This is a genomic window from Xanthomonas hortorum pv. cynarae, from assembly GCF_002939985.1.
GTDB lineage: Bacteria > Pseudomonadota > Gammaproteobacteria > Xanthomonadales > Xanthomonadaceae > Xanthomonas > Xanthomonas hortorum_D.
Map to the genome: position 1 here is coordinate 74509 of NZ_MDFM01000020.1, position 21946 is coordinate 96454.

Here is a 21946-nt window from a genome sequence, read left to right on the forward strand (position 1 = left end):
TTGACGCCGACCTTGCCTGACTAGTCAGGCAAGGTCGAAACAGGCGATGCAGCGATCAGTGATCGCTACGCGGCTTGTTGGTGTCGTCTTCCTGCTCTTGAGCTTCGGTCGCAGTCGATGGAGCCACCGGCTTCACAGCTTCCGGAACGACAACCGTCGGCTTGTGCGCATCGTCTGCCTGCTTCTGCACGTTCGCAGGAGCTACGGGGGCGACTGCTGCAGGCTGCTCAGGCGCATTGTACGGTGCCGGCGTTTCAGCAGGCGCCGATGCCGACGATGCCGGTACTGTGGCATCGGCCGGAGCCAATGCGTCGAGCAGCGTCGTCTGCACCGGTGCGTACGGCTTGCGTGCCTGAGTCACTGGAGCAGCGTCGGCAGCCGGAGTGCTCTGCGGCACCGTCGTGGTGGAGGTCACTGCGACATCCACAGCCGCGCTTGCAGCGCTGGACGGCGCTGCTTGCGACGGCTTGACGGTGACCACCTCGGCTTGGGCAGCCGGGACGCTCGAAGGCGGAGGTGCCGCTTGCGTGTGCACTGGAGCAGCAGCCGGAGCTGTCTCGGCTTTCACCGACTCCGCTTGCACTGGTGCCGGGGCCGCGACGGGTGCAGTGCGTTCCGGGCTGACCGCAGCGGGTGCTGCAACGTCAGTCGATGCCGACGACACCTGCCTCTGCTGCGTAACCGACTCCGGCGCAGTCGCCGACGTCGTCGTAGCGGCACGCTCGACAGGCGCAGCTGCAGGAGCAGGCGTCACGACCGCGGCAGGAGTCGCAACGGGGGTCGAGGTGGCAGCCGGCGTCGAGGCGGCGACCGAAGCCGGAGCCACAACTGGAGCCGGAGTAGCAACCGAAGTCTGCACGGGCGTCGGAGCTGCAACCGGAGCAGGTGTCGCCGCCGGTGCCGATTGCGCAACAGGTGCCGCAGAGGCAACTGAAGCATCGCCACGCGCCTGCTCGGCTGCAGCTGCAACCGGAGCCGCCGCAGCCTGCCGTTCGAAGGACGGCGTGGCATTGGAGACCGGTGCAGTAGTCGACGTGGTGTCGGCCGCTACCTGGCTTTCCGAACGCTCCTTCGGCACCGGACGTGGCTTCACTGCTGCTGGAGTGCTGGACTCCGGCCTGGCGCGCACAGCTGCTGCAGGCGCGGCTTCATCGTCGAAGTCGAACTCCGGCTGGCCGGCGCGCGGTGCAGCGGAGGCATGCGTCTGCGTGCCGGCTTCGTCGCCTTCGTTCTCGTTGTCGCCATCGAGATCGCCTTCGGCATCGCCATCCAGATCGTCCGTTTCCAGACCATCGGCGCCGATACCACCTTCACCATTTGCGCCAGCACCACGACGACGACGACGGCCGCCACGACGGCCGCGACGACGACGGCTGCCGCCTTCGCCATTGGCCGAATCATCGCCTGCTGCATCCGGTGCCTGCCCGTCTGCACTGGCGTCAGTGCCACGGTCGGCATGCGCTTCGGTCACGATGACGTCGATCGGGTGTGCCGGGTTGGCTTCATTGGCGGGAACGTGCGTCGTCGCCGGCGCGGCGGTTTCGGCGATTGCCGACACCACACCAGCAGTCGTCGCGGTTGCTGCGGTTGCGGCCAGCGTCTGTGCCGAAGCCGTGCCTTCGTCCTGACGGGCGGGGCGCTGCTGCCTCTCGGAAGGCGCGCCGTCCTGCTGTGCAGATGCACGCGGGGGACGCGGAGCCTGATTCTGCTGCTGCTGCTTCTGCTTTTGCTGCTGCTGGCCCTGCTGCGGTTGCTTGGGCGCCTGCGGTTCGTTGCGCGGCGGCTTGGCAACCTGCACCTGCTGCTGCGCCTGACCACCATTCTGCGGGTTCTGTGCGCTCTGGCCATTGGCAGGCTGGCGACGCTCATCGCGACGCTCCTTGTTGGCGCCATTGCCGTTGCCATTGCCGTTGCCATTGCCGCCGTTACCACCATTGCCACGCTGCTGATTGCCGCCGTTACGCGCTTCACCACGGCCATCTCGGCGCTGACCACCACGATCGCCACGCTCGTTGCGGTTGCCACGGGCTGGGTCGCTCTGGCGCGGACGCTGGGTCGACTCGGGGACCGGAGCCACTGGCTCGACACCACCGAAGATCCGCTTCAGCCAACCGACCACGCCGGTGACCGGCGCAGGAAGTGGCAGAGCGACGACCGGAGCCGGGGCAGGTGCTGCAGCGACCGGGGCAGGGGCCTCCTCACGCACCGGAGCTGGCTGGCTCGGCTTGATCGAAGTCACTGCCGGCGCTGCCGGAATGTTCAACTGCGCCTTGGTCAACGCATGCACCGGCAACTTGCGCGGCGTACCACGCTGATAGCTCGGCTTGCCGCTGTCTTCGCCCAGCTCGTTCTCACGCAGACGCGTGACTTCGTAATGCGGAGTGTGCAGCTGCTCGTCGGCGACGATGATGATCGGCGAGGCATGACGATTTTCGATCTCGCGCAGCGCGCTGCGCTTTTCGTTGAGCAGGTAATTGGCGATCTCCACCGGGGCCTGCACCAGCACCTGTCCTGTGTTCTCCTTCATCGCGTGCTCTTCGGCTACGCGGATGATCGACAGCGACAACGACTCGACGCTGCGCATGCGGCCATGGCCGTCGCAACGCGGGCACACGATCTGGCTGGATTCGCCCAGGCTCGGACGCAGGCGCTGGCGGCTCATTTCCATCAGGCCGAAGCGCGAGATACGGCCCAGCTGCACACGCGCACGGTCGTACTTGAGCGCGTTCTGCAGCTTGTTTTCGACTTCGCGTTGATGCTTGGTCGAAGCCATGTCGATGAAGTCGATCACCACCAGGCCGCCCAGGTCGCGCAGGCGCAACTGACGGGCCACTTCTTCGGCCGCTTCCAGATTGGTCTGGAACGCGGTCTCTTCGATGTCGCTGCCCTTGGTGGCGCGCGAGGAGTTCACGTCGACGGCAGTCAGCGCTTCGGTCTGATCGACCACGATCGAGCCGCCCGAGGGCAACCGCACATTGCGCTCATAGGCGCCTTCGATCTGCGATTCGATCTGGAAGCGGTTGAACAGCGGAATGTCGTCGGTGTAGTGCTTGAGCTTGCGCAGGCTTTGCGGCATCACCTGCCGCATGAATTCCTGGGCATCGGCGTACAGCTCCGGCGTATCGACCAGGATTTCGCCGATGTCGGCGCGCAGGTAGTCGCGCAGGGCGCGGATGATCAGGCGCGATTCCTGGTAGATCAGGAACGCGGCCGGCTTGCTCAGCGCCGCCTCGGCAATCGCCTTCCAGGTCTGCAGCAGGTAATCCAGATCCCACTGCAGCTCTTCGGCGTCACGTCCGACACCGGCGGTGCGGATGATCACGCCCATGTCGTCGGGGATATCGAGCTTGTCCAGCGCTTCCTTCAGCGCGGCACGGTCTTCGCCTTCGATCCGGCGCGAGACGCCACCGGCGCTCGGCGAATTGGGCATCAGCACCATGTAGCGGCCGGCCAGCGAAATGAACGTGGTCAGGGCAGCGCCCTTGTTGCCGCGCTCTTCCTTGTCGACCTGCACCACGATTTCCTGTCCTTCGCGCAACAGCTCGCGAATGGTCGACTTGTTATGGTCGACGCCAGCCTGGAAATAGTCGCGGGAGATTTCCTTCAGCGGCAGGAAGCCATGGCGCTCGGCGCCATAGTCCACGAACGCCGCTTCCAGCGAGGGCTCGAGCCGGGTGATACGGCCCTTGTAGATGTTGGACTTCTTTTGTTCCTTGGACGGCTGTTCGATGTCGATGTCGTACAGGGTCTGGCCGTCCACAATCGCCACGCGCAGCTCTTCGGCCTGCGTTGCGTTGATCAGCATTCGCTTCATTGTTGCGTTCCTCACGCGCTCTACCGCGCGGAACGCCGTGACGTTTCGCCTCTGGAACAGCTTGTCGGCCCTTCGCGCAACGCGCGGACAGGCCTGACCAGGGTTTCCAGCGCTGCAACACCACGGCAGGCCGCGGGAGCGCTTGTCTTTAAGTTTTATAGGTGTTTCAGGGCCGGCAGCCGCGTCCGGACAAACCGGGGCAGCGCACGGGACATGTTCAGCGCGACGGTCAAAAACCGACGGCGATGGCCGGGCAGGCCGGTGAGCCGCTAACATGGCCGCCCCGGGGGCGGTGGTCGCGCACTGTGCCGGAATCATCGGAAGTCAGGCTTCTGGCCAATCAACTTCCAACGAAATCAAACCCTTATCTCGCTCGCCGAGTGTAACAGAATAAAGAGCCAGATGACCGACCCCCAGTCCCCCCAGCCGCCTGCCGACCGTGTAGGCGTGCGCATTCTCAAAGTTCCGCAAGACCGTGCCGGGCAGCGGCTGGACAATTTTCTGCTCGGCCAGCTCAAGGGCGCGCCGCGCAGCCTGATCTACAAGCTGGTGCGCAGCGGTCAGGTGCGGGTGAATGGCGGCCGCGCCAAGGCCGAGCGCAAGCTCGAGGGTGGGGAAGAAGTCCGCATCCCGCCCGTGCGCGTGAATGAGGAGGGCGACAAGGCAGCGCCGCCGTCGGCGTTCATGGCCCGGCTGGAGGCGGCGATCGTGTTCGAGGACGCGCGCCTGCTGGCGCTCAACAAGCCGTCGGGCGTCGCCAGCCATGGCGGCAGCGGGATCAGCTTCGGCGCCATCGAAACCTTGCGCGCGTTACGCCCAAACCAGACCCTTGAACTGGTGCATCGGCTCGATCGCGACACCTCCGGCTTGCTGATCGTCGCCAAGAAGCGCTCTGCGCTGACCGAGATGCAGGCGCTGATGCGCGAGGACGACCGCGTCCAGGGCCGCGGTATCACCAAGCGCTACCTGACCCTGTTGGTCGGGCGGATGCCGGACGGGGTGATGACGGTGGATGCGCCGTTGCATATCGGTCTGCGCCAGGGCGGCGAGCGGCATGTGCAGGTGAACGCGATCGGCAAGCCGTCGCTGAGCCACTTCAAGCTGCTCGAGCGACGCGGCGGGCATTCGTACTGCGAAGTCCGCATCGAGACCGGCCGCACCCATCAGATCCGTGTGCATGCCCAGCACCTGGGGCATCCGGTAGCTGGCGACGACAAGTACGGCGAGGCGGAGGTCAACAAGCGCCTGCGCGACCAGCTCGGCCTGAAGCGGTTGTTTCTGCACGCGGCCTCGCTGGAGTTCGCACTGGATGCCGGCAAGGCGCCGTATGTGCTGAACGCGCCGCTGGCACCGGAGCTGGCCGACGCGCTGGACCGGCTGGGTCGCTGAACGCAATCACCGCAGGCCACGTCAGCTCACGGCGTCGCAAAGCGGAACAGCACCAGGCTGATCGCCAAGGTGCCCATTCCGGCCACCAGGCGGTAGACGGTCTCATGGCCTTTCGCGTAGCGCTTGGCGGCGGGCAACAATTCATCCAGCGCCAGAAACACCATGGGGTTCAGCCGACATACGTGTAAAAATAGCTCACAAAATTGGATTTCATCCATTGCATCAGTGAGTTAGCGGATATTTTGGCGCAGCAAGAGGGTCGGCAGGGATTCGTGTATAAATCCTTCGCTGACAGTGAGTTAGCTCACTTTTAGCTGTTTTTTACACGAATCCCTGCCAACCCTCTTGTTCGTATGGCGCGTTGTCCTTTCGGAATTCTGGATACATCTACGCAGTGACAATCGATAGTCAATTCTCATTGACGTCATATCCATAGCGTCTCAATCAGGAGAAACAGATGTATCGCAAATCACTGGTGATGATGGTCGCGTTGGCCGCTATGGCGGGGAGCGCTGCCGCAGCCCACGATATCAATAAATCGTGTCCGGATCTGCACAGTGTTCGTATCGCCAAGTCCAAGTCCGTCGAAGGCGACACCTACACCACGAGTCCGACCTCCAATGGCAATCCATGGATCGGGGTCAATCCACCTGAGGCAAACGATGTCGAGCCACGCGACCTGAATTTTACTTCGGTATCTATCGTCAACGACCAACATCTGATCGCCTGCGATTACGCCGGCCCGGGTCTTTCCGGATTGCGCATGTCGCTGAAACTGAAAAAAACAGCGCAGCCTGTCGGCGCAAGCTGGGTGCAAGACCCGAACCTTTCGAACGTGTTGACCTGCACAGATAAGGATCGGAAGCGTTGCGCGTTCAAGCTCTGAGTGTGGATGCGGCGCCGCCACTGAACTGTTGCAATACCATTCGGATCGCTCCTTCAGGAACTGCTAACACTATGGAGCAGTGCCTCTGGTGCCAGTTTCGGGCATCGCTGGTGTCAAGCTGACCGGTTCTGCGACCTCGGGGGGCGTGGATACCGTGTCGTTTTCGGTGAACGGAAGGGCCTACAGCGTGAGTCAGCGCGCCTCTACGGTGGATATCAATAAGATCTGGCACCTGACCGAATTCAACATCTTCGGCAACGGCGCCAGAACTCAGACGGTGTCGTTCAATCGCGGCTCGCACGTCACGGTAAACGTAGCCGTAAACGATGGTACGACAAATGCCCCGACTTGCCGACGTCCCCCCACCCTGAGTAGTGGCTTGGTTTAGAGTCCGGGGGTAATGATATCGGTGTTTGCCAGATGTTGGGCATACGCAGCCGGGGTCATGCCGCCGATCGCCTTCTTGGGTCGGTCCTCGTTGTATTCGCGTCGCCAGCGTTCGATTTCGGTGCGCGCGTGCAGCAGTGTCGGGAACCAGTGCTCGTTGAGGCATTCGTCGCGTAGTCGGCCATTGAAGGATTCGACGTAGGCGTTCTGGTTCGGTTTGCCGGGTTGGATCAGCCGCAACTGCACGCCACGGGCATGCGCCCAGGCGACCATCGCCTTGCCGCAAAACTCCTTGCCATTGTGCCCCTAGGGCAGGCTTCGCGCTCGGTACGGATGACGTGAGGCAAACCGCGACTGTGTGCCAACCGATCCAGCACGCGCGTCACCCCGTGCCCGGAGATCGCGCGCTCCACCTCGATGGCGACCGCTTCGTGGGTTGCATCGTCCACGATCACCAGACACTTGATCACCCTTTTTTCGCAGCGCATCCTTGATCAGGTCGTTCTCGAACAGCTGCTCGGCTAGCAACTTCTTCAACTGCGCGTTCTCGGACTCGAGGTCCTTGAGCCGCTTGGCATCGGGCACGCTCATCCCGCCGAACTTGCTGCGCCACAGGTAGTACGAGGCCTCACTGAAGCCATACCGCCGGCATAGGTCCTTGATCGCTATGCCCGCTTCGGCTTCGCGCAGGAAGTCAATGATCTGTTCCTCGGTAAAGCGCTTCTTCACGTCCAATCTCCTCGGGGTAGGGAATTGGACTCCAAACTGGGGCGCTACTCAAAACTGGGGGGACGTCGGTGCGGCCTGGGCGAGTTGCTGTTTTTTATAAAAATCCCTGCAGACCCTCGATCTTGCGACACGCCACCTGGTAGCGCTTAGAGGGGTTCCGGGGTGTTCCGAGAAGACGGGCAATTCACCTCAGCGATTTCTGCAAATCCAGACGCTATTAATCACCCCAGCGATCAGTATACCGCCCACCTGCGGTAACGTCCCAACTATCTAAATATACAGAGCGGGAATTATTCCCAAACTGGTTTCTGCAATTATTAAAAGCTTGCTGCCAGTGCGCACTCCACACCTGTTTATTTGTAGGATTTGCGGGTTTAACATCACCAAGGACAGAAACTGCCCCTAAATAATCGTCTGCCTGACTTGGGGCCGATATCGATAGAAAAATGATTCCGAATACTGTTGCAGCGAGCAAGGGTGATATTCTAGCGAAATTTGTTGATGGTTTTAACATGATCATCCTTTGTTGTTAATTTATATTAAGTAATAATTTTAAAGCATAGTGAAGTTAGGAATTACAAGCCGAATTGCCAGGATCAGGGATTTTACGCCGGAACCGCCGAAATTTCTCTCATCCCAGCTATAGCCCGCCCACGAGTGCGTCTAGGTCGATCATCTTGCCGTCGTCTGGAAGGTGTAATGCTCGTTTAGCAGGATGTGCCTGCCAGGCCGCCTGTGACATCTTGGTAATGAGTCGCCCCTGAAAAACCCCCTTCAAGCACCAAGTGTCATCGGCGACAGCGGCACGGCGCTAAAGGATGGCCATTCCATCGCCCGCATCCAGGCACACAAAAACGCGATCCAGCGCAGCAGCCAGCGCAGGTTGTAGCCGGCGGCGCAGCCGAGTACGTGCAGCGCATCGCCTTGTGCACCTTTCAGCCAGCAGCGACGCAACCTGCAGACCCTCTACAGGCCCGGCTTGGCTGATGCGCTGGCCTACTTGCGCGCCGGCGACGTGCTGGCCATCTGGCGTCTGGATCGGCTCGGGCGCTCGATGCCACACCTCATCGAGACAATCGCCGCGCTGGAAGCGCGTGGCGTCGGCTTCAGGTCGCTGACCGAAAGCATTGACACCACCACGCCGGGCGGACGGCTCATCTTCCACGTCTTCGCGCGCTGGGCCAGTTCGAGCGCGACTTGATCCGCGAGCGCACCAAGGCCGGGCTGACCGCTGCCCCCGCACGTGGGCGGAAGGGCGGGCGAAAGCCGGTTGTCACCGCCGACAAGTTGCAGCGAGCGCGGGAGCACATCGCCAACGGGCTTAATGCCCGAGAGGCCGCTACACGGATCAAGGTGAGCAACACGGCTCTATACGCCGCGCTGCAATCCACCAGTGCAGCCGACTCCTGACATTCCGTGCAGTTGTCCTCTGTGAATGACACATCCGCGACCAGAGGACAGTTCACCAACTCAAGGGCGGGCGACCCAAGGCGTCCAGTCGCTCTGCGTCCTCCAGGATCGCTGTTGTCGTGCGCGGCGAAATGGGCTGCGCTTCATCCAGCCCGTAGGCTTGCCGCGCAGCATCGGCGGCTAAATCCTCAAGCGTCCCTTGTGAGTACTCTTGCAGCCTTTGACGCGTGCTCTGGGCCAGCTCGGGCGCGATGACCGGCATCGCGGAAAAGATATGGCCGGGTGCGGGGTTGGCTAGAAATGCTGTCTCCAGGTCGCGCGCATTCGCATGGAGATCAGTTTGCGGATCCTCGATCTCGGCTCTGAATGCGTTTGTCCTGGCAAGCGCGTCGATTGCATCGCGCTTGTCGAAGCGTTCAATTACATTGGTGGATGTTCCGTACGTTTCGGCCCAGTGCGAATCCCTTAGTAGAACGGCCGGACCGTCGCCCCACGAGTCGAGGACTACAGTGGATTGTTACGCCTCTGCCGAGCTTGGTGGCTGGTACAGCGCATAGAGGTGGGCCTGCTCATAGTCGCGTACGGTCATCATTTGCCCGCCATCCTCCATGCGAACCGCATGCCGACGTGTGTTAATCCCTGCATTGTGATCACAGTTGCCTGCCCCGGCAGCCAGCGCGCTGCCTGCCAGTAAATTTTCGTCATTTTCACCGAGACAGTAAGACAGGGAGCTGTAGGTAGCGCTCCGTCCGTTGCTGAGCCGCAGATCGCTATCGACATTGCCTCGACCACGGTGCAAGGCGAGTCGTGTCTCGTGCACCGTCGCTGTGGCGTCGGCAAGGCGTTGGCGGTCGCGCGCATCTTCGATGGGTCTGTCGTTGAGGCGCATACCAAGCTGGTAGGCCGCCTGCTGAACTTCGTGCGGCTGTAGGGTCGGGCGCCCGGCGCCAGCCCGCCTCGCCCTGCGAGCCCCGAGTGATGGCAAGCCATGCAGGCTGGGTGACATGGACGCCTCGGAGGATGAAGGCGTAGAGGGCGGGGTTTGCTCTAGGGCGTGAGTTGCATAATGGTCAGGTGACCCTGCCACGCTCGGCTTCGAAACGCATAGACCCATTTCCAGCTCCTGCAGTACTGAGTCATCAAGGTTAGCGAGAAGCTCTCCGATTCGCGTAGGCTCACCGAAGTCATGGCCGGGACCACGAAGGATTGGCGCTGGTACGCGCGCGTGCTTGCCGGCAAGTACGCCTGCCCATCCGAAAGATTGCGGCGAACCCTCGGGCAATGCCGAGTCAAGAAGGGTGTGTATAGATGAAGGAGAAGTACTGGCCGGATCATCTGGCCAAGGGATTTATCGGGATTGACGATGCCCAATTTTCACTGGCGCATCTGCAGCCATTCACTTACCAAGTGATCATTGCCACGCCCGACCGGGCTGCGGTGGCGGTGTCTGTATCCGTGGAATTCAGTTCGCACTGCGTCAGCAAGGGCCCGCCCAAGCAAGGGCCGGCGCTGGTCTTCCACGCAGGCCACGACGACCTGGTTATCGACCAGCGTCGGATCTGGCGCTGTTTTCATCCCGCGCGTTATGCAGCCTCAGCGCTCCTGCCCGACATCATGCGGACGCTCGATCAGCGCCCCTGCTTGTTTACCAATGGCGACAATTTCCTGACGATGGAGCTGCAGGAGCTGATTCCCGGCTACCCACCAGGCGCGCAATACGAGGTGTATTTCAATGTTGCGGCGCGAGGCCGGGGCACGGTTCGGATCTACGCCGAGAGCGCTTATGTGCGCGACGAAGACGCCGACAACGACCCCTACAAGTTCAAGAAGGACGATCGCATTAAGGGGTGGCGGCAATTGCCCGGCCTGCCGCGCACCCGGAAAGCTGCCCGTGCCACCAGAGCAATCCCATGACCACTGCAACGCGCCTGGAGCTGCAGGCCACGGTCGATGCGATCGCTGCCCACGCCTACATCGCGCCACCGCGCGTGAGGCTCTGGCGGCATCGCAATGCACGCTATAACGCGCTCACGCACATCATCGCGGTGTCCCAAACACTCGCGCTCACACTCGATGCCAACCAGCGTTACACCTTGCTCGCCCACGAAGTGGGCCATGCCCAGCGGCGCGCGACGATGCTCAAGCGGGTCGGCAGCTACTTCTGGCCGCCAGCGCTCGCGCTGGTGGTTGGCGCGATGACTGCTGCCGCTGCCGGCAGCTTCGCCGCAAAGCCGCTGGCCATCACCGACCCGCAGACCTTGTGTGCGCTTGTGCTGGGCATTGTTGCAGCCGTGGTCGCTGGGCAGCTTGCCGAGCGCACCGATCGACGCGCCCGCCGGGACAGCTACGCCGAGGAACTGCGCGCTGACCGTTTTGCCAATCGCATGGCCGGTGATCCGGCTGCTATGACAGCTGTGCTGCACGCGTGCGCCCGGATCGAGGATGGCGGCGAGCTAGGTGCTGAGGCAGAGCGACGCATTGCCTTTGCACGAGACAGTTCAACGCGAACAAACAGCAGGAGCGCTAGATGAAGTCGAACATCCAGGACTCGACGCGCAGCCTGGGCTGCGCTGCGACCGCTGGGGCTGATGACGAACTCCACCAGGTAACCGCCGAGCGCGACTTTCTCGCCGGCTTGGTGGAGCAGCACGAAGCGCGTCTGCGGACCTTTAGCGCGGATCTGCAACACGTGCTGATGGCCCCAGCTCAGGGACCTGGAGCTGGGAGCCGAGTACGTAGCCGCATGGCAGCGCCTGCATGCCCTGATCGCGCCAGTGGCCACCGGCTATGCGTCCACATCGGCAGAGCTAGAGCAAGCCCAGGCCGATCACGCAGCACGCCTCAATGCCCTGGTGGCGCGCCACGATGAGAGCGCCGCAACCGACGCCATCGTGCAAACCGACACGCCGGAGATCTACGAATTGCGTGTCGGGCTAGTGCATGCCAACGCGGCCATGTTCACCGGCCACCGCTTTGTGCACGCGCGGCTCTCCCAGATCCTAAGTTCGTATTGTGAATTGGTCCTGCGGCACATGCCGAAGTTCACTGATGACGAATGGGCCGCGCTTGCAGAAATGCTCAACGACGAGTGCAACGAAGCGCACTCTTCATACCTGGACAGACTGGATGAAGATGAGCAGCTATGCGATCACTTGCCACAAGGCCCGTGGACGACTGACGTGGATCGACTGGCAGACGTTGCGGCCAGCCGCGCCTCCGATCGGACAGCGCAACAGCAACAGAAAAACGCCGGTCACTGGGAAATCTTCGCACCCACAGTGGACTTGCTCGATCTTGCATCGAGGTTGTCAGCGCTGACCGATGTCCAGCGCCTAGCTGCCTACGAGAAGCTGATGTGGCTGCTTTATCCGGAGCGCTGCGACCTGGTGGCCTACGACTGAGCGCAGGATGCGGCGATCACCGAGCTGTTAGCTATCGCTACCCACACGAAGGAAACGAGAAACCGATGAGCCTAAGCGAGCTTGGCATCTACACCAACCCGGACGGAAAGGAGCTTTGGCTGAATGTCCTGCCGAAGACCGAGGGCAAACATTCGACCACCGAAGACGGCCAGCGAATGCGCTGGTTGCGCATCGATACGATCACCGAAGTGATGGCAGAGCTTGCGATCGACAATGAAGCGATCGACAAGCGCCGGTACATGATGACCGTCATTGCTGACGGTAAGGCCTTCCATACAACCCTCAAGCTACTGGACGGCAACGAGGCCGGCATGGCCGAGTTCACTCTCATCGACATGATCGCCCAGGCGTTTAAGCTGCTAAAGCGCTAGTGTGCGCGGCACCAAGTGCTCGGAAACCCTAACCAACAAGCAAGGAGCAAAGCATGACGATTAAAGCCAGTGCCGTCACACCAGCGAAAGCGATCGAGCTTGCGCCCGGCGCACTTTTCACCATCGAGACAAATTGGTACTTGCGGGCGCTGCTGAAAGGGCAGCAAGAGCAAGACATCGAGTCGGCCATTCCCTTGTCAGAGGGGGCCGAATTCATCCACGTGGGCGCGGAGCGGTGTATCACGCTCGCGCCTTTTCATTCCTACGAATGTCGCCTGATCGGCGAAATCCAGGGGCCGGGCCGGCCCCTTCCCGGCTCGCTCACATGGACCGTTGGCGGCGAGCCGGTGTTGGCTTGGGATAAATTTTTCGCGACGTTCGACGGCTGTGAGTCCAAGGACGTCAACAAGCGTGAGGCTTTCTATGTCACGCATTGGGGCGTGTGGGTGATCGATGGGAATGGCAAGCCGGCCAGTCCCGACCCGCTGTTTGTCATCGGCGCCGCTTGAATGGACCTTGTGACCTTTGGTCGCAACCTATTCCTTTCGGGCTGCGGGCGCGATCAGTTCCTTCTGCTCAGGTAGCGGACCGGGACGGAAGCGCCCTCCCGCTCGCGCTTGCGACACGGCAAACTGCACATCATCTTCGGCATCAGAATGACTCTTAATCGAGCTTTGCCTCTTCAACCCTTGCAGTACACCCTGTGCCTCAAGATGAGTTGCCGGCTCTTGCGTCGTTTGCTCATTCGTGGTCCGGCCAGCGTGTTGCTCGACCACATATTCGCTCGCTTTCCCACTGGCGCCTGTGACGTTGAAGCATCCCATATAAGAACCCCTACTTAGAGTGCGGACTGCCAACTTCTCATGAAAAAGCGTAAACCTGCTTTAACCGAGCGAAAAACCGTGTGGACAGGCGAACTCCTGCCCAGCGATCGGGCGCAGTTGAAATTAAGGGTCGGCAGGGATTCGTGTAAAAAACAGCCGAAAGTGAGCTAATCGCTGTTGGTAGTGGAGTTTTGTTACCCAGAAACATCCGCTAACTCACTGATGCAATGGGTGAAATCCGAGCTTGTGAGTCATTTTTACACGTATGTCGGCTGAACCCCACCATGACCCCGGAAATCAAGCCGAAGACGGTGCCGAACACCGCCTCGGACAGCACATTGGACAAGGCCAGATAGCCGATGCCGGCACCGATCGGCTCGGCCAATCCGCTCAGCAGACTGGCGCCGAAGGCATAGAACTTGTTGCGCGTGGCGAAGTACACCGGCACCGCGATCGCGATGGCTTCGGGGATGTTGTGGATGGCGATCACGAACGCGAGCGGCATGCCCACTGCCGGGCTTTCCAGTGTCGCAAAAAACGTTGCCAGACCTTCGGGGAAATTGTGCGCGGTGATCGCAATGGCGGTCATCAAGCCGACCCGGCGGATGTAGGCGCGGTTGTCGTCGCGAAACAGCGGGTCATCGCTGGACAGGCTCTGGTGCGGGTTGGGCACCAGGCGGTCGATCACCATGATCAGCAGCATGCCGGCCAAAAACGCCAAGGTGCCGAAGGTAAAGCCGAGCTTGTCGTTATAAGCGTTGGAGAACGAGGCGATCGACTTGTTGAGGATCTCCGATAGCGACACGTACACCATCGCGCCGCCAGCGAATGCCAGCCCGAATGCCAGCAAGCGCGGATTGGGCTTCTTGGAGAACACCACCATGAGGCTGCCGAGCCCGGTAGCGAGTCCGGCGGCAAGGGTGACCGCAAACGCGGTCCAGACGTTCTGTGATGACACTTCGAGCATGTGACGCGACGACCTCGTGGAATGGAACGCACTTCTGCGGGGAGCGTGGCGATAGCTGCGCGATAGGCGCACGGCCACCCTCGATTGCAGGATGGTCATGCCTGGATGACGAACGTGTGGTGCCTGGTGCGATGGGCAGAACGATTACAGGCAAACAAACGAATGCGTTTGCTGCTGGAAACGGACATGCGCTATTCGCCTGTCCGTTTCCCCAGCGTCGCCTGTCTGGCGACGCGCTACCTGCGAGATTCCATCAACGCTCAACCGCCGCGACGTGCACGCTCTTCGATGGCGAAGCATTCGTCCGGACGCGGCACCGGCGGCTTGAACGCGACCGGCACCTGGATCGTCTGCGGCACCGGCTGCCCGTTGCGGGTGGCAGGCTTGAACTTCCATTCGCGCACGCGCGTTTGCGCGGCCTCGTCCAGCACCGGTTGACCGCTGCTTTGCGCCAGCGACACGTCGGTGGGGGTGCCTTCGGTACCGATCACGACTCTGAGCACGGAGGTGCCGCCGACACCGGCGCAGGCGAGTTGCGGCGAGTATTCCGGCGGCGGCGTCTTCAAGGCGGCCAGCTCGGTCGGTGCAACCGCTGGCGCGGACGCCTGCTGAGACGACTTGCCACACCCGCTGATACCGAAGGCAACGAGTAGGCAGGCGAGGGCGGAGCGGTAACGGGTCATGCAGTGGCTCCCTGATCGTAGAGCTGCGCAGCCTTGGCCGCGCAGATGAAGTCGTTCTCGCTCAGCCCGCCGACGTCGTGGGTGGAATAGCGCACCACCACGCGGTCGTAATGCACGCCCAGATCGGGGTGATGGTCCTCGCGGTGGGCAATCCAGGCCAGCGCGTTCACGAAGGCGAGGGTGCGGTAATAGTCGGCAAAGCGGAACGTGCGGGTGATCGCCGTGCCCGCTTCGGCCAGCTCCCAGCCCGGCACCTGCGGGAACAGCTCGGCCAGGCGGGCTTCGCCAAGCTTGTGGTCGCTGCCTTTGCGCGGGAGGCAATGGGCCTGTTCCAGGGGAATCAGATCGGTCATGACGGTCTCGCAGGGGTGGCGGACAGCGCGCCCAGCGGGATCACGGTGTTCCATGAGCGCGGGCGCATTGAGCGGTAGAATAACCCGCATGATCCAGATATCCGACAAAGCCCAGACCTATTTCCGCAAGCTCATCGAACGCGAGGGCGTGCCCGGCATGGGCGTGCGCCTGAGCGCGGTGGATGCGGGTACCCCGCGCGCCGATGCCCGCCTCGAGTTCGCCGAACCGGCCGATCTCAGTGGCGATGAATGGGCGATCGACTGCGACGGCTTCACTCTCTATATCGTCGCCGCCAGCGTGCCATGGGTGGATGGCGCCGAGATCGACTACGTCACCCAGTCCACCGGCAACCAGCAGCTCACCATCAAGGCGCCCAAGATCAAGGGCGAAGCGCCGGCTGATTCCGCCTCGATGGTGGAGCGCGTGCGCTGGGTGGTGGAGAACGAGATCAACCCGCAGCTGGCCTCGCACGGCGGCCGCGTGGCAGTGCAGGAGGTCTCGGCCGATGGTGTTGTGCTGCTGCGCTTCGGCGGTGGTTGCCACGGTTGCGGCATGGCCGATGTGACCTTGAAGCAGGGCATCGAGAAGACCTTGATGGGACGCGTGCCCGGCGTGATTGCGGTGCGCGACGCGACCGACCACGCCACCGGCGACGCGCCGTATATCCCGCGCGACAGCGCGGCCTGATTCCGCACCACCGGTGACAACGGCTGCCGATCTGCTGCAGGCACTGCGCGCGCGCATGCCGAGCAAACTCATTCTGGATCGGCGCACTGGCCTGCCTTACGGCTGGGCAACCTGGATGCGCAACCGCGACAGCGTGGTTGCGCCGTTCGACCGCGGCCAGGTGGCCGATGTACTGCTGGCGCGGCCAGCGTTACCGCACAGCATGCGGACTGCGGCGCTGCTGTCTCCATTTCAGGCCTTTCGTAGCCTGTGGTGGCAACACTGGGAACCGCGCCGGAAAGACGAACGCCCGCTGCATTGGCTGGCGCTGCTCGGCAGTTTTCTGATCCACCTCGGCTTCATCGCATTGCTGATCTGGGTGGTCAGCGTGCGCTGGGCACCAGATGAAACCAAACAAGGCGACGAATCGCGCGTGCGCATGAGCTTCATCGGCGAAGGTGCGGCGGAGCAGGGCGGTGGTGAAGGGGAACCTGCTGCTGCGCAGGCTGCCGCGGGTGACGCGTCTGCAGCGTCGCAAGCGAATGCGCCTGCGGCGAGTGGCAAGCCGGCTGCTTCGGCAACGCCACCGCCTCAGCCAACGCAGGCCACCGCTGATTCCGTTGACAGTTCAAGCGTTGCCGAGACGCAGCAGGTCGCACCCGAACCGGTGGCTGCCGTCAGCGAGCCAACGACGCCGGATGTGCCGCAGGTGAGGGTGCAGGTGTCGCCGGTGACGATCGAATCGCCGCTGCAAGTGACCGAAACGCCAGTAGCCACCAACGACTTCGTAGTGCCGCCACCGCCCACGATCACCGTGGCTCCGCGCCCGATCGAGGCTGCAGCGCCTCAGATACAGGTGCGTCAGCGTGAGATTCAGACGGTGACCGAACAGCCGCAATTGCGCGAGTTGCAACGTCCTGCCACCAACGTTGCGGTGCGATCTGCCGATGCGCCAGCGGTTCGAGAGCGCGAAATCGTGGTGCCGGATCGACCTCAGGTCGTTGCGCCAGTCGTGCGCAATCGCGAGCTCACACCGACTGTTCGCATGCCGGAAATAGCGGTTCGAACGGCGGAGTTGCCGAGTGTGCCGGATCCAGCGCCGCAGCTTCAGCCGGCACCTGCGGTGCCTGCCCAATCGACCCCGACCATTCCGTCGCCGACAGCATCAGCCGCTAGCGCTGCGGCGCAGCCGACGCCTTCCACTGCGCCGTCCACACCATCGCAAGCGACCCAATCGCGATCCGAACAATCCACCAACTCGGCAGCAGCATCTTCATCCAGCAAACCTGCAACCAATAGCAACGCCGGCCCGCAGCTGGTTGATCGCAGCGGCGGCTGGGATGTGGCAACCAAGGCCGACGACTGGAGCAAATCCGACCGCAACCGTGACGGGAAAACGACCGGCGCCGATGGCCAACGCGACGGCATGTTCAACGCCGATGGCAGCGTCCGCGTTGCCGCCGGAACCGGCGATGCAGGCAACGGCGCGGGCGAACGCGGGCCGCCAGGCAGCGACACCGACACCTGGACCCGTGACCAGATCGCCCAGGGCGGCACCTGGCTCAAACGTCCGCCATACGGCTACACGCCGACTTCGCTGGACAAGTACTGGATGCCGAACCAGTCGCTGCTGCAGGAATGGGTGCGGCGCGGCCTGAAGAAGATCGAAATCCCGATCCCGGGAACGACCACCAAGATCAGCTGCGTGGTGTCGCTGCTGCAGTTCGGCGGCGGCTGCGGCCTGAGCGACCCGAATCTCAACGATCAACCAGCGACCGCAAGACCGCCGCCGGATGTGCCGTTCAAGCGGGAGTTGCAGGAAGACAATGGGGCTGTGAGGTAGAAGGTCAGCTGGGCGTTTCCTGACATAATATACATTATGCGAAATCAGGTTGGGTGGATCTGGCTTTGGATCGAATTCGGAGGTCCGCGCCGCAGCGAGCTGTTCCGCCTGCTGGGCAGCGCGGGCCAAGTTTTTCAGTTGGGCAAGCTCGGCCGGCATGGATGCACGATCAGCGGCTACTGCCTCATCAGAGGGCTGCGACGGCTTCAGGCACGTTGGTCGTGGTGATTCGGCCCCGACTGTCCGTTGCCAAACGAGTATGTAGACCTTTCCACCAAGTCTTCAGCTAGCGCACAACTGTGTTTGGCTGCGATGTGCCTAGATGGGCGCGGATTCGCTCGGCCGTAGGTCGTTCGCCATCTGCGACAAGTGCATCGGCAGCGTCGTTTACGTCGGATTCGGTGATGCCTCTGGCCATTGAAACTGTCTCCCGTATTGCCGCCCTGCCCCTCAGTTGCCACCGTACGGCATCGGGTCACCGTGCTTTCCACCGCGCACCGACTCAAACAGGCGGCCAATCCCCTGCAAGCAGCCAGCGATTCGAACCGTGCTCAGCCGCACGACAAAGGCGGTAGTCAAACGCGGCGAGCGCCAGCGCAAGGAGACCGCTATCACCCTGCCCGAGCTGTACGCGATGCTGGACCTGCGACGACCTAGAAGAGATCCATGACCGGGTGCTGCTCTGCTTCAGGTTTGCCAGCGGTGGCCGCTGGCAAATCGCCGCCGCCGACGTGCGCGACCTGCGCCAGTTTGGCGAGGCGAGCTATATCCATCGGCTCGAGCACAACAAAACCCAGCAGGCCTGCGTCATCGCGAACTCGACCCCGGACAAGCCGGTGCTCGACCGGGCCGCCCCAACCCTTGATGTTTCCTCACACGCTTCATGTGTCTTCCCACAGCCCCTCCACCAAGGGCCAGAACGTGAAATGCCATCGGCGCGCTTGTAGAGAGGACTGAAAATCCGCCGCTCTTAAGGCGTATCAGTTTTAGCGGCAGGTTATTTAAATTCAGCTATTTACATGTTGCCGACGCACTGGCTCTAGTACATTCATCTAGTGCACCAATGACGGCCTCAGGGTTGGCCTTCTGCTTTTTTCTATTCTCAGGATTCCCCACATGGTGTGATGCGCTATGCTTGATGCAAGGGGAGCAAGGGAAGCCCATGACTGACCAACCAGGAGACCAAGAGCACAAACCGGATGCTCTTGAGTTACTACTTCGGGACAAACCGACCGACGAGAAGACCGGCGCGAATGCCACTCTTGGCTTTACCTACCAACAATGGTGGGGAGCTTTGGCGGTAGCAGAACTGCTCGCGGGCGATGAAGATTTTGCAGTTGGCATGGAAGTCAAAGAGGACGTAGCGCTTTTGAACTCTGCCGAATCGCCCGCAGCCGTCGAGTTCTGCCAGATAAAGAAGAACGAGCAGACTGGAGGGTGGAAGCTGAAAGACCTCCGAACGGAAGGCCGAAAGCGAAAGGACGAGACGCGAGATGCATCAGCTCTGGCGAAGCTCTACAAGCGCCGGAGTGAATTCTCGGGCCACCCCACGAAGCTCCGGTTTGTCTCGAATGTCGGAGTGAAAGTCTCGCTCGATGCGGCGGACGATGCTTTTGTAAATCAGTGCCAGTTGTCCGACTTGGCAACGGGCCAGCAGGACGAGATTAGAGAACATATAGGGAAGCAGCTGGGCATTGCAGCGGCAACCCTCGACCTCAGTGACTTTGCAATTCATCGCAGCGATCTACCGCTGGGGCAGCAGCACTATTTCCTAGCCGGAAAGCTTGCAGAACTCAGCGAAAGCGGGAAGCTTCCGTTCGACTTGAAGCGACCGACAGTCGCCGCGCGCGTCTTAGCCTCCATACTGCAGTCCAAAGCATCGAACACCGGCTATGCCGTGAACTTCGCCGAGCTAAAGAAGAGACTTCTCTCGCGGAGTGAAGCTGTTCAAGCCCTTGCCAGCGTTGCCGGAGCAAAGCCTCAGATCGGCGAGGTCCTGGATGGAGCCATTGCTCGGCTTCACTCCGAAGCGCACGCATTCGTGGCAGTCAAAGCGATCCAGGCCGAGCGCGTGACGGTGCTCGCCCATGCCGTGGATCGAACAAACAATCAGCTAAAGCAGTGCGTCTTAGTGCTTGCGACGCACGTTAACGAAGTTATGGGTGCGGCAGGTGGAGCCAAGCTGGGGGAACTCATGGATAAGTTGGTGGAAGCAGGCTTCTCCGCAAACGCTTCCGTATTTGCAGGGCTCAAGCGAGGATACATAAATGCGGTTGCCTTACTGGTGCTAAACGATGGAATCGAAATCGACGTACTCCATATTGCGGCTGATCCGAAATCTGAGGCTCAAGCATGAGCCGGAAAGTCACCTTCAAGACGCTCTTTCTGATATCGCAGCGAGACGCAAGCGCGCGGAGGCTGGACTTGTCCCAGCAGACTCTCCTCCTCGGCTCAAACGGGACAGGGAAATCGAGAATAACTAAGAACCTGTTTTGGGTCTTCGGCTGCAATCCGCCTAAGCGCAACGTCGGCAACTGGGACGCTGAAACCGTCGGTGCGCTTGAGTTCTCGTTTGACGGCAAGGACTACTTTGTATTGCGGCAAGGGAACCGCCTTGGGCTGTTCCTCGATGGACGGCTGCTTTTCGGTGCTCAGAAGATGAGTGAATGGAGCCGACATCTCGCCCGGATATTTGGCTACCGTCTACAGCTTCCCCGTCCTAGGGGCGACCGCTTCGATCAAGCAGGGATGGAGTACCTCACCCTCCCTTTCTATATGGACCAGGACGGCAGCTGGGGCACGAGCTGGGACACGTATGAGAACCTGGGCCAATTCAAAGCCTGGAAGAAGCCTACGTTCGAGTCTTTCATCGGACTTAAGCCCAACGCGTACTTCGAAGCGAAGCAGAAGCAAGAGGAGCTGACCGTCGTCTTAAATGAGAAGCGCAGGGAGTTGGATGCTCAAACCGCAGCTTTCCGGCGCGTCGAAGAGATTCTCCCCGAAGACGTACCAACTTTAGATCCGCAGGCTTTCCGTGACGAACTGGCAGAGCTTGGCAGACAGGCGAAAGACGCCTACAACCTCCAGGTAAAGATGCGTGCGAAGCTGCTCACTGTGATGGGAACTCGTGAGCAGATGCTGGCAGAACTGCAGCTAGCTGGCGCGGCCCATAAAGAACTGAGCTCCGACATCGTCTACCTGTCCGACCTCCCACCCGGTCCTATCGAATGCCCCACTTGCGGCGTCCACCATGAGAACTCGTTCCATGCACGCCTCACGCTCTCCCAAGATGCGGACACGATGGCCGCTCTCGTCGCTGAGCTCCAGAGTCGCTCTGATGATCTGATGATCTGAGGACTGAGGACGAAAGCATCCGGTCACAGCTTTCTGAGATCGCTAGCACTATCGCTGAATTTGACCGCACGGCGCACGAGCGTAAGGCAGACCTCGCGCTGAGCGAACTGCTTGCCGCGCAGAGTCGGCGAACCTTAGACGAGGCATTCCACCGCGTATCAATGGAAATCAAGGTCAACCTAACGGACCTTGAGGCCAAAGAGCGGGAGCTAAAAGTGCGTGCTAAGCACTTCCTCGATAAGCACCGCATCAAGACTGTTCAGGAATACTTCTCGAATGCCGTTACTACGTTTTCACAAACGCTCAATGTTCCAAGTGATGAGCAAGTCTCCAAGGTTGTTCCTGGGAATCGCGCTGAGGCAGGGGGAAGCTCTGCCCCACGTTCCATGCTCGCAGTCCACCTCGGGCTCTTGAGTACAAATGCCGAATATGGGGATTGCCCTCTATTCCCGTTTGTCATGGATACCCCACAGCAATCCGGCCAAGACGAAAAGAATCTCCGGAAGATGATTGAAGTCGCCAGACGTGCGGCCAGCGCAAGCCATCAAGTAGTCCTCGCAATCGAAACCCTTCCGGCAGACCTCGACACTTCCAATTTCTCGGTTGTTCCATTCGAGAAGAGCCAGGGCGCTCTATCGAAAGATGACTTCCCTGCAGTCGCGGAAGTCATTCGGGGGGCTCTCACATTGCTCAATGAAGAACTGGCGTTTGAGAGAAGCTACAGAAAGCAAAACGGCCGGGCTGGTGCCCAGGATTCCTGAGGTGTGATACGCCCAGGGTTCCGTAGACACTCAAGACCCTCGTTGCGCGTAGCGCCGTTCAAACTCTACAGGGGACAGGTCGCCAG

Annotated in this window: 15 protein-coding genes and 9 pseudogenes; 15 read left to right on the plus strand and 9 right to left on the minus strand. The window is 61.3% G+C overall.

Annotated features, from left to right (window positions below):
- Window positions 1–55 precede the first annotated feature (55 nt).
- The gene (locus tag XcyCFBP4188_RS14585) at window positions 56–3805 is read right to left on the minus strand and encodes an Rne/Rng family ribonuclease (protein ID WP_104592362.1); all 3750 of its coding nucleotides are present in this window, start codon (window positions 3803–3805) and stop codon (window positions 56–58) included.
- 411 nt (window positions 3806–4216) lie between these two features.
- On the opposite strand from XcyCFBP4188_RS14585, the gene XcyCFBP4188_RS14595 reads away from it, so the two are divergent.
- Window positions 4217–5203 carry an RluA family pseudouridine synthase gene (locus tag XcyCFBP4188_RS14595; RefSeq protein ID WP_006450757.1) on the plus strand — a complete coding sequence of 329 codons (987 nt, stop codon included), beginning with the start codon at window positions 4217–4219 and terminating at the stop codon, window positions 5201–5203.
- 26 nt (window positions 5204–5229) lie between these two features.
- Here the strand turns inward: XcyCFBP4188_RS14595 and XcyCFBP4188_RS14600 are convergent.
- A pseudogene (locus XcyCFBP4188_RS14600) lies at window positions 5230–5367 on the minus strand (zinc transporter ZupT); the annotation flags it as partial.
- Window positions 5368–5660: 293 nt separating this feature from the next.
- Between XcyCFBP4188_RS14600 and XcyCFBP4188_RS14610 the strand changes: the two are divergent.
- Both XcyCFBP4188_RS14610 and XcyCFBP4188_RS23430 read left to right on the plus strand, forming a co-directional pair.
- Complete coding sequence (locus tag XcyCFBP4188_RS14610; protein ID WP_006450755.1) at window positions 5661–6089, plus strand: DUF3757 domain-containing protein; 429 nt, start codon at window positions 5661–5663, stop codon at window positions 6087–6089.
- A gap of 79 nt (window positions 6090–6168) precedes the next feature.
- Window positions 6169–6468 (plus strand): annotated as a pseudogene (locus tag XcyCFBP4188_RS23430) (hypothetical protein); the annotation flags it as partial.
- A gap of 5 nt (window positions 6469–6473) precedes the next feature.
- On the opposite strand, the pseudogene XcyCFBP4188_RS14620 reads toward XcyCFBP4188_RS23430, so the two are convergent.
- Window positions 6474–7205: pseudogene (locus XcyCFBP4188_RS14620) on the minus strand (integrase core domain-containing protein).
- 774 nt (window positions 7206–7979) lie between these two features.
- A pseudogene (locus XcyCFBP4188_RS14630) lies at window positions 7980–8165 on the minus strand (hypothetical protein); the annotation flags it as partial.
- A 10-nt stretch (window positions 8166–8175) separates the two neighbouring features.
- Here XcyCFBP4188_RS14630 and XcyCFBP4188_RS14635 point away from each other — a divergent pair.
- Window positions 8176–8615: pseudogene (locus XcyCFBP4188_RS14635) on the plus strand (recombinase family protein); the annotation flags it as partial.
- Between the two features lie 52 nt (window positions 8616–8667).
- Here the strand turns inward: XcyCFBP4188_RS14635 and xopE are convergent.
- Window positions 8668–9729: pseudogene (xopE, locus tag XcyCFBP4188_RS14640) on the minus strand (XopE/AvrPphe family type III secretion system effector).
- Between the two features lie 194 nt (window positions 9730–9923).
- Between xopE and XcyCFBP4188_RS14645 the strand changes: the two are divergent.
- The 5 genes and pseudogenes from XcyCFBP4188_RS14645 to XcyCFBP4188_RS14665 all read left to right on the plus strand — a co-directional run bounded on the left by XcyCFBP4188_RS14645 (window position 9924) and on the right by XcyCFBP4188_RS14665 (window position 12917).
- Window positions 9924–10529 carry a hypothetical protein gene (locus XcyCFBP4188_RS14645; protein ID WP_104592363.1) on the plus strand — a complete coding sequence of 202 codons (606 nt, stop codon included), beginning with the start codon at window positions 9924–9926 and terminating at the stop codon, window positions 10527–10529.
- Complete coding sequence (locus XcyCFBP4188_RS14650) at window positions 10463–11146, plus strand: M48 family metalloprotease (RefSeq protein WP_248283113.1); 684 nt, start codon at window positions 10463–10465, stop codon at window positions 11144–11146. The genes XcyCFBP4188_RS14645 and XcyCFBP4188_RS14650 overlap by 67 nt, the downstream gene beginning before the upstream one ends.
- A gap of 29 nt (window positions 11147–11175) precedes the next feature.
- Window positions 11176–12016 (plus strand): annotated as a pseudogene (locus tag XcyCFBP4188_RS14655) (hypothetical protein).
- Window positions 12017–12081: 65 nt separating this feature from the next.
- Window positions 12082–12408, plus strand: a complete 327-nt coding sequence (locus tag XcyCFBP4188_RS14660) for a hypothetical protein (protein WP_104592365.1) — start codon at window positions 12082–12084, stop codon at window positions 12406–12408.
- Between the two features lie 53 nt (window positions 12409–12461).
- Window positions 12462–12917 carry a hypothetical protein gene (locus tag XcyCFBP4188_RS14665; RefSeq protein WP_046933037.1) on the plus strand — a complete coding sequence of 152 codons (456 nt, stop codon included), beginning with the start codon at window positions 12462–12464 and terminating at the stop codon, window positions 12915–12917.
- Between the two features lie 595 nt (window positions 12918–13512).
- On the opposite strand, the pseudogene zupT reads toward XcyCFBP4188_RS14665, so the two are convergent.
- From zupT to XcyCFBP4188_RS14685, 3 genes and pseudogenes are all read right to left on the minus strand, one after another.
- A pseudogene (zupT, locus tag XcyCFBP4188_RS14675) lies at window positions 13513–14199 on the minus strand (zinc transporter ZupT); the annotation flags it as partial.
- Window positions 14200–14459: 260 nt separating this feature from the next.
- Window positions 14460–14882 (minus strand): energy transducer TonB, encoded by a 423-nt coding sequence (locus tag XcyCFBP4188_RS14680; RefSeq protein ID WP_006450398.1) that lies wholly within the window; start codon window positions 14880–14882, stop codon window positions 14460–14462.
- A complete protein-coding gene (locus tag XcyCFBP4188_RS14685; RefSeq protein WP_023904057.1) occupies window positions 14879–15235 on the minus strand; it encodes a 4a-hydroxytetrahydrobiopterin dehydratase in 357 nt (118 codons plus the stop codon). The genes XcyCFBP4188_RS14680 and XcyCFBP4188_RS14685 overlap by 4 nt, the downstream gene beginning before the upstream one ends.
- A gap of 88 nt (window positions 15236–15323) precedes the next feature.
- Here XcyCFBP4188_RS14685 and XcyCFBP4188_RS14690 point away from each other — a divergent pair, with 88 nt between their 5' ends.
- Together XcyCFBP4188_RS14690 and XcyCFBP4188_RS14695 are read left to right on the plus strand one after the other, a co-directional pair.
- The gene (locus XcyCFBP4188_RS14690; RefSeq protein WP_006450396.1) at window positions 15324–15923 is read left to right on the plus strand and encodes an NfuA family Fe-S biogenesis protein; all 600 of its coding nucleotides are present in this window, start codon (window positions 15324–15326) and stop codon (window positions 15921–15923) included.
- Between the two features lie 13 nt (window positions 15924–15936).
- A complete protein-coding gene (locus XcyCFBP4188_RS14695; protein WP_104592366.1) occupies window positions 15937–17745 on the plus strand; it encodes a transmembrane repetitive protein in 1809 nt (602 codons plus the stop codon).
- Between the two features lie 286 nt (window positions 17746–18031).
- Here the strand turns inward: XcyCFBP4188_RS14695 and XcyCFBP4188_RS14705 are convergent, their stop codons facing one another.
- Entirely contained in the window at window positions 18032–18163 is a 132-nt protein-coding gene (locus tag XcyCFBP4188_RS14705; protein WP_104592367.1) for a DNA-binding protein, read from the minus strand.
- Window positions 18164–18195: 32 nt separating this feature from the next.
- Between XcyCFBP4188_RS14705 and XcyCFBP4188_RS14710 the strand changes: the two are divergent.
- From XcyCFBP4188_RS14710 to XcyCFBP4188_RS14725, 4 genes and pseudogenes are all read left to right on the plus strand, one after another.
- A pseudogene (locus XcyCFBP4188_RS14710) lies at window positions 18196–18608 on the plus strand (integrase); the annotation flags it as partial.
- Window positions 18609–18907: 299 nt separating this feature from the next.
- Window positions 18908–20101, plus strand: a complete 1194-nt coding sequence (locus XcyCFBP4188_RS14715) for a dsDNA nuclease domain-containing protein (RefSeq protein ID WP_160113180.1) — start codon at window positions 18908–18910, stop codon at window positions 20099–20101.
- A gap of 68 nt (window positions 20102–20169) precedes the next feature.
- A complete protein-coding gene (locus XcyCFBP4188_RS14720; RefSeq protein ID WP_218972687.1) occupies window positions 20170–21099 on the plus strand; it encodes a hypothetical protein in 930 nt (309 codons plus the stop codon).
- A gap of 161 nt (window positions 21100–21260) precedes the next feature.
- Window positions 21261–21860, plus strand: coding sequence for a hypothetical protein (locus tag XcyCFBP4188_RS14725; protein ID WP_104592370.1), 600 nt, complete (start codon window positions 21261–21263; stop codon window positions 21858–21860).
- Window positions 21861–21946: the final 86 nt, after the last annotated feature.

Bases quoted from the DNA above. Each gene is read 5' to 3' on its own strand.
- XcyCFBP4188_RS14665 (WP_046933037.1), top strand. From the start codon at position 12,462: ATGACGATTAAAGCCAGTGCCGTCACACCAGCGAAAGCGATCGAGCTT.
- XcyCFBP4188_RS14690 (WP_006450396.1), top strand. From the start codon at position 15,324: ATGATCCAGATATCCGACAAAGCCCAGACCTATTTCCGCAAGCTCATC.
- XcyCFBP4188_RS14645 (WP_104592363.1), top strand. From the start codon at position 9,924: ATGAAGGAGAAGTACTGGCCGGATCATCTGGCCAAGGGATTTATCGGG.
- XcyCFBP4188_RS14610 (WP_006450755.1), top strand. From the start codon at position 5,661: ATGTATCGCAAATCACTGGTGATGATGGTCGCGTTGGCCGCTATGGCG.
- XcyCFBP4188_RS14705 (WP_104592367.1), bottom strand. From the start codon at position 18,163: ATGGCCAGAGGCATCACCGAATCCGACGTAAACGACGCTGCCGATGCA.
- XcyCFBP4188_RS14680 (WP_006450398.1), bottom strand. From the start codon at position 14,882: ATGACCCGTTACCGCTCCGCCCTCGCCTGCCTACTCGTTGCCTTCGGT.
- XcyCFBP4188_RS14595 (WP_006450757.1), top strand. From the start codon at position 4,217: ATGACCGACCCCCAGTCCCCCCAGCCGCCTGCCGACCGTGTAGGCGTG.
- XcyCFBP4188_RS14725 (WP_104592370.1), top strand. From the start codon at position 21,261: ATGGAAATCAAGGTCAACCTAACGGACCTTGAGGCCAAAGAGCGGGAG.
- XcyCFBP4188_RS14715 (WP_160113180.1), top strand. From the start codon at position 18,908: ATGACTGACCAACCAGGAGACCAAGAGCACAAACCGGATGCTCTTGAG.
- XcyCFBP4188_RS14685 (WP_023904057.1), bottom strand. From the start codon at position 15,235: ATGACCGATCTGATTCCCCTGGAACAGGCCCATTGCCTCCCGCGCAAA.
- XcyCFBP4188_RS14585 (WP_104592362.1), bottom strand. From the start codon at position 3,805: ATGCTGATCAACGCAACGCAGGCCGAAGAGCTGCGCGTGGCGATTGTG.
- XcyCFBP4188_RS14660 (WP_104592365.1), top strand. From the start codon at position 12,082: ATGAGCCTAAGCGAGCTTGGCATCTACACCAACCCGGACGGAAAGGAG.